Origin of the sequence: Donghicola sp. XS_ASV15 (assembly GCF_041224595.1) — a bacterium.
In the GTDB taxonomy this organism is placed as follows: Bacteria; Pseudomonadota; Alphaproteobacteria; order Rhodobacterales; family Rhodobacteraceae; genus Donghicola.
Window position 1 is genome coordinate 1 of the sequence record NZ_JBGFGN010000006.1, and the last position, 936, is coordinate 936.

Genomic DNA, 936 nt, shown 5'->3' on the forward strand with positions numbered 1-936 from the left:
TTGGAACCTCGCTTGCGGAACTCATCAGGGCCAGTGGAGGCAATGCCAAAACATAAACAGGCCGGACAGACGACGGTACTGACGAAAATGACCGCAGAAATCACCAGAAAACACTTGCAATGCAGGAGCCACCCACAGACGCCATCCGGAAATGGATGACCTTCTACCCCCCGGGGCGCCTCACTCTGCCTTCGCGGACTGATCGAGAAGCTTGTGCTGATCCCGGACGCAGGATACGGGTATGCGATCGACCTGAGTGGGGATCTTGGCGCGCTTTTGAACCTCGCGACGGGGTCCACAGGGAGTAAGCTATCAAGAACCAGCGTCGCGCTGGCGTCTCAAGGCATTGATGATAATGAGGAATTATTATTGGTTGCGGGAGCTCGAATTGCGCACTGTTTGCTTCTCTGAACATACATGACAAAGCCGCCATGGTAGAAACTCGGGTCACCCTGAATACAGTACTTTGCGTGCCTGAGAATCTTGCTATTCGGAATGCTCAGTCGCTGCAAACTGGTCGAATTTCCAGGACCACCTCTGTAGTCCTTAAACTGGAGCGACTTAGTTTTGCTGAGCTGTCGCGCGCGGACCTGATTTATCTAGATGATACAATTTTAGGCATTCTCATCGCCATGCTTCCTCCGCATAGCTGCACTGCAGCATTGTCGCTTGCTGAGGATCCACTTTGATCACATATCCGAAAATGTAGATACTGCCTCTCCTCCTCCCTGGTGTGTCGCCGTTTTCTTTTTCTAGCCGCTGACACATTTGATTGCGCGGGTTTGATTTCGATCGAGCTGTGAACGGCGGAGCAATACTCGGCCACGGTAGCGACGGCATAGTGTTGTCGCGGGCGGCGTAAAAGTCGTCCACTTTTGCCCTTTCGGATTTCGGGAGGGCTTGGGGATATACACCGTGGACTTGTATTTGAAGGTG

The 936-nt window shown here is 52.7% G+C and carries 1 protein-coding gene; it reads right to left on the reverse strand.

Translation table 11 applies throughout. The features are described 5' to 3' along the window. Nucleotides 1-624: 624 nt before the first annotated feature. The coding region (locus AB9K37_RS00030) for a hypothetical protein (protein ID WP_369835043.1) at nucleotides 625-936 on the reverse strand (312 nt) is incomplete at its 5' end.